This is a genomic window from Mycobacterium sp. (genome assembly GCF_032161845.1).
GTDB lineage: Bacteria > Actinomycetota > Actinomycetes > Mycobacteriales > Mycobacteriaceae > Mycobacterium.
The window spans coordinates 1-4558 of sequence record NZ_JAVRQA010000285.1 but is presented as its reverse complement, the minus strand read 5'-3'; the positions used below and the strand labels follow the sequence as shown (position 1 = coordinate 4558).

The window sequence follows — 4558 nt, the reverse complement described above, 5'->3', positions numbered from 1 at the left end:
CACCGCAGCGATGTTCGCCTCGATGGAGCTGCGGTAGTCACCGCACAGCACGTCGATGTGACTGGGCATGTGCTGGAGGTGGCCGGCGTCGGGGACCAGGTCGCGCAACAGGTTCGCCGCAGGCAGTGCCTCCTCCGGGTGCGCGGACATCTCCATTGCGTGGAGGTAGAGGTGCAGGGCGCCGGGGTGGCATCGCCCCTCCTCGCTTGCCAACACGTCGTCGAGGATTCGCTTGGCCTCGAGCACGCGCGACCCCGCTGCGGGCTCACCGGTTCTGGTGTCCCACAACGCCCACGCCGAGACGTTCAGCAACGCGTCGGCAGCGAGGACCTGGACGTCCACGTCGTCCGGGTAGGTCGTGGCAAGCCCGACCATGGCGCCGGCGTAGCGCGCGTGACCGGCGGCCAGGTCATCGGCGGGGAAGCGGTTCGCGAGCGCTTCGATCAAGCCCAGCTCTACGTCGGATGCCCGCCCGTTGCGCGCCAACTCGAGCTCACTTCCCGCCCTGGCCAGTGAGGCGGTCAGGTCGGTGGGATCGAATGCCTCCCACGCCTTGTTGTAGTTCGGCCCGACCGCGTAGGCGATGCCCCACCGGGCGATGGCGAGTTCGGGATCGTGGGTCAACGCCCGTTCGAAGCATTGGATCGACTCTTCGTGGTTGAACGCGTACGCCCAGACCATGCCGCGGTCGAACCACAGCCGTGCCTGGGCGGACGGCGTCTCAATCGACCGGTGATAGGACCCGAGGTCGTAATACGGCTCCGCCTGACTTTGCTCCGACGCGGTAACGGTCATGACTGGCAGGATAATTCGTCCATGCCTTGGGAGCGAGCACTGCGATCACCGCGAGCACGAGTCCGGTCGCACCCCAGATGGCCAGGGTGATGATCGGTGTCGTGGCGCTGTTGCCGCCGAAGTATTCGATGCTGCGCAGCAGCGCAACGCCCGACCCCTGCGGGACGATCTGGTTGAACGTCGTATAGAAACCCGAGAGCAATGGCAGCCCGACCGGACCCGCGGCCGCCGCGTTGCCGACGATGATCAGGAACAGGGTCACCACTGCCGAGGCGACGGTGCCGAAGGCGGCCGCGACGCCGGTGACGGCTCCCGCGACACCGATGGCATATAGCCACAACGCGCCGAAGACCTGCCACGTGTGTGTGGTGAGCGCACCGAGGACCCCGTCGACGTACAGCGTCACCGCACCCGCCAACAGCGCGGAGTACGCCGCGAGGCTCAGGGTGCGAAGCGCCAGCGTCGACAACCTGCGGACGCTGCCCATCATCAGGCCGAACACCGCGGCGCCCATGGTCGCGCCGATGGACAGGAAGATGATGGCGTAGAACTCGACGGTGCCTTGCGGGTCGGCGCTCGACGTCGGCGCGACGTCCTCGACGCTCGGCGTCAGTCCCGCCTTGGTCGCGATGGCGCGGCCGACGGTCTCCGAGGCGTTGGCGACGCTGCGCCCACCGCCGCCGGCGACGTAGATCTTGAGCTCACCGGTCTGCCCGACGACGAAGGCGGCGTCGGTCTTTCGGTCGTAGACCTGCGCGCGGGCGGCGACCGCGTCGGCCACCTGCGTCACCTCGAGGTTGTCCTGGCCGCGGATTGCGTCGACCACTTGCTGCGGGCCTGCGACGGCCACGTCGAGGTGATGCAGGGTCGGCTTCGCGAATGCGCCGGAATAGCTCGCGATCATGGCGACGACGAAGACGGTGAGGGCCGCCATCGCCATCACCATCTTGCGGACGTCGGTGCGTGAGACGCGCCGGTTGGCGACGGTGAGATGCGGAACGTGATGCTCGTGTGGAGCTTCGTGCTTGCCCATGTTGGGTCCCTTCCTAACGGGGTTGATGAGTGTCGACGGGGAGGCCCAGCAGCGCATCGACGGTGTCGAGCGCGGCGGTCACCCGGCCACGGAGGTCGGTCGCGTCCGGGTCTTCCATCCAGGACCGGAGCACCTCCTGGAACCCGCCGACGAGGAAGCGGCTGACGGATTCCGGTGCGATGTCGGCAATCGGGCCGACGACGTGCATGCCCTGCGCGGCGATCTCCTCGCAGGCCGGCAGGAGTTCGGCGCGAAATGCCGTGACCACGCGTTGGGTCACGGCGCTGGGCACCACGTTGCGATACATCGTCCGGTGCTCGGCGGCGAAGGCGAAGAGGCCCACGATCCGCGACCGGGCGTCGCCGTGGATGTTCGCGACGGCGGCGGAGAACGCCACGGCGAATGCCGTCGCGACGGCGTCGTCGCGATCGGTGAAGTGCCGGTAGAAGACCTGCCTGCTGACACCCGCGCGCGCCACTAGATCCCCGACGGTGATCTCGTCGACGGATCGCTCGTGCGCCAGCGCGAACGCGGCGTCGCGCAACAGGGTGCGGACGCGTTCTGCACGCGGATCGGCGCTGTGGGTGCGGGTGGGCATGATGCCTAGCGTAGTGGACTTCGTAGACAGTTGACTACGAACTATTGGGTTAGTTGAGACACCTGCCGAGGCCCGTGTGATGGGCGTCTCGCGAGGTCAGACGATGTGAAGCACGGCGGTCGCCACGGCCAGGATCAGCCCGATGACGGCAGGCACCGACTGACCGGCGCCGTCCGTGGCCCGCACGTGGCTCGCGACCGCCCCGACCGAGAGCAGGGCGAGCCCGACCGCCGCAGCGATACCGAGCGGTGTCCACGCCAGGCCGGCGAGCACCCCGACGACGCCGGCGAGTTCGAGCAGGCCGATCACCCGCCAGAGCGTTGCCGAGATCCCGAGATGGTCGCGGATGGCGAGCGATTGCCGGACACCCAGGACCTTGATCGAGCCGGCGAAGACGAAGAGGGCGGCCAACAGGGATGTCGTTACTACCGTCGCGGTGGCCATGATGGAACCACGCTAGAGGCGAGACGAGGAGCGGAGGCGGAAATGATCCGATGCGTGAGGCTGTGGACGGGGCAGGAGGGCTCGTCGCACGTCGAGATCGGCCGGATCGGTACTCGAACCGGGCGCAATGACGACTTGGTGTCGGCGACGATGTCGGCCACGCACGTCACCGTCGAGGAGACGGCGGGCGGCGGCACGCTGGCGTGGCACACCGCACCGGTCCGCCAACTCGTCGTGACCCTCGCTGGCACGCTCGTCTTCTCCACCCGCGACGGCGAAGAGTTCACCCTGCATCCCGGCGACGTCCTACTCGCCGAGGACACCGATGGCAGTGGCCATCAGTGGCGGCTGGAGGGCACCGATCCATGGCGGCGGATGTACGTGGTGCTGGCGCCTGCTGCCGAGATCCCGTTCGTCCGCGACTGAGGAACTCAGTGGCCGGCGACGACGTCCGCCTCGTCGACCACGACGGGATCCTTGGCGCCGGGCAGGAACCAATACAAAAGGCACACCAGGCCGAAGAACAGATAGCCAAGTGCCACAGTGGGATTCGCCGCCCATTCGACCTGCGGCGCATGGATGAGACCGATGAACGACAGCGCCGCACCGACCACCGACGCGATCGCCGCGTACAGGAACTTCTTTTCAAGGACGAAGGTGACCATGGTGCCAAGGATCAGGCCGACGAGCACGGCGCCCTCACCGAGGGTCTGCAGTCCCTCGTAGACCACGCCCGCGCCGTTCAGTTTGTCCATCCCGACCCCGGTCGCCGAGGTGCCCGCGGCGTTCAGCGCGTTGTCGACCAGGCCGCTGGCCCATTGCGCGAGGTTGGGAAGGATCGCCGCGACCACTGCGACCGCGTGCAGGCGCGGCACCGCCTGGAATGCCTGGGCACCGATCAGCAGACCGATGTACAGCAGAATCGGCACGATGGCGGGAACGGGTAACAACGCGTTGAGAACCCCGAAAAGCCCAAGGAAACAGAAGATTCCGACGACGACGCCACTCCCAAGCGAGTAGCCGGCGCGTCCACCGGCGTCCTTCCAGCCGGGGTGCCCGATGTACACCGCCGGCGGGAACGGCGATCCGAACGCCGAACCGATGCACGCACCGGCGCCGTCGGCCAGCAGCACGCTGCGCAGGTTGTAGTTGTCACCGGCGGCGGCAGCACTCTCCACGTTGCTCATCGCTTCGGTGAAGTTGTAGACGCCCAACGGTATTGCGGTGCCCAGAAGGGGAGCCAGATGAGCGAGCCCGGAGAAGAGCATGTCGACGCGCAGATGCGGAACGCCGATCGCGATGTCGGACACGGCCTGGCTGACGTCGGGTGCCGACATGTAGCCGCCGATCCAACCGATCGCCGTCCCGACGAGGAGCGCGGCCAGTCCGACGGGGATGCCGAACGGCAGCTTCACGTCGGTGAAGAACCCGATCAGAATGATCGCCATCACCGGAAGGCCGATCCACGCGGCCTCCCACATCTGCGCGGCGGGCCGCATGGAGATGAACGTGATCGAGATGCCCGCCAGCGTGCCGAGCATCGCGGCGCGAGGCGTCAGCTTGCGGATGTAGGGCCCCACGAACGCGCCGATCATCACGATGATGCCGATCATGAACGCCCATGCCAGGCCCGCCTGCCAGGCCTGCATCGCATCCTTGGTGTTCAGGTACACCGGCAGCATGACCAC

The 4558-nt window shown here is 67.5% G+C and carries 6 protein-coding genes; 1 reads left to right on the top strand and 5 read right to left on the bottom strand.

Annotated elements, in window-relative coordinates; translation table 11 throughout:
- The 4 genes from QOD90_RS15735 to QOD90_RS15720 all read right to left on the bottom strand — a co-directional run.
- A partial coding sequence (locus QOD90_RS15735) for a tetratricopeptide repeat protein (protein WP_526351281.1) occupies window positions 1-795 on the bottom strand: 795 nt, incomplete at its 3' end.
- Window positions 722-1828, bottom strand: a complete 1107-nt coding sequence (locus QOD90_RS15730) for an ABC-2 transporter permease (RefSeq protein ID WP_526351279.1) — start codon at window positions 1826-1828, stop codon at window positions 722-724. The genes QOD90_RS15735 and QOD90_RS15730, both read right to left, overlap by 74 nt.
- Window positions 1829-1841: 13 nt before the next feature.
- Window positions 1842-2426 carry a TetR/AcrR family transcriptional regulator gene (locus tag QOD90_RS15725; RefSeq protein ID WP_526351277.1) on the bottom strand — a complete coding sequence of 195 codons (585 nt, stop codon included), beginning with the start codon at window positions 2424-2426 and terminating at the stop codon, window positions 1842-1844.
- A 96-nt stretch (window positions 2427-2522) separates the two neighbouring features.
- Window positions 2523-2870, bottom strand: a complete 348-nt coding sequence (locus tag QOD90_RS15720; RefSeq protein WP_526351275.1) for a DoxX family protein — start codon at window positions 2868-2870, stop codon at window positions 2523-2525.
- 54 nt (window positions 2871-2924) lie between these two features.
- Between QOD90_RS15720 and QOD90_RS15715 the strand changes: the two genes are divergently transcribed.
- Entirely contained in the window at window positions 2925-3296 is a 372-nt protein-coding gene (locus QOD90_RS15715) for a cupin domain-containing protein (RefSeq protein WP_526351273.1), read from the top strand.
- 5 nt (window positions 3297-3301) lie between these two features.
- Here QOD90_RS15715 and QOD90_RS15710 read toward each other — a convergent pair.
- Window positions 3302-4558, bottom strand: a 1257-nt coding sequence (locus QOD90_RS15710) for a regulator (protein WP_526351271.1), incomplete at its 5' end; no start/stop codon positions are given.

What these genes read in the sequence shown, in the direction of transcription:
- QOD90_RS15730 (WP_526351279.1), bottom strand. Translation starts at nt 1,828, where the DNA reads ATGGGCAAGCACGAAGCTCCACACGAGCATCACGTTCCGCATCTCACC.
- QOD90_RS15725 (WP_526351277.1), bottom strand. Translation starts at nt 2,426, where the DNA reads ATGCCCACCCGCACCCACAGCGCCGATCCGCGTGCAGAACGCGTCCGC.
- QOD90_RS15720 (WP_526351275.1), bottom strand. Translation starts at nt 2,870, where the DNA reads ATGGCCACCGCGACGGTAGTAACGACATCCCTGTTGGCCGCCCTCTTC.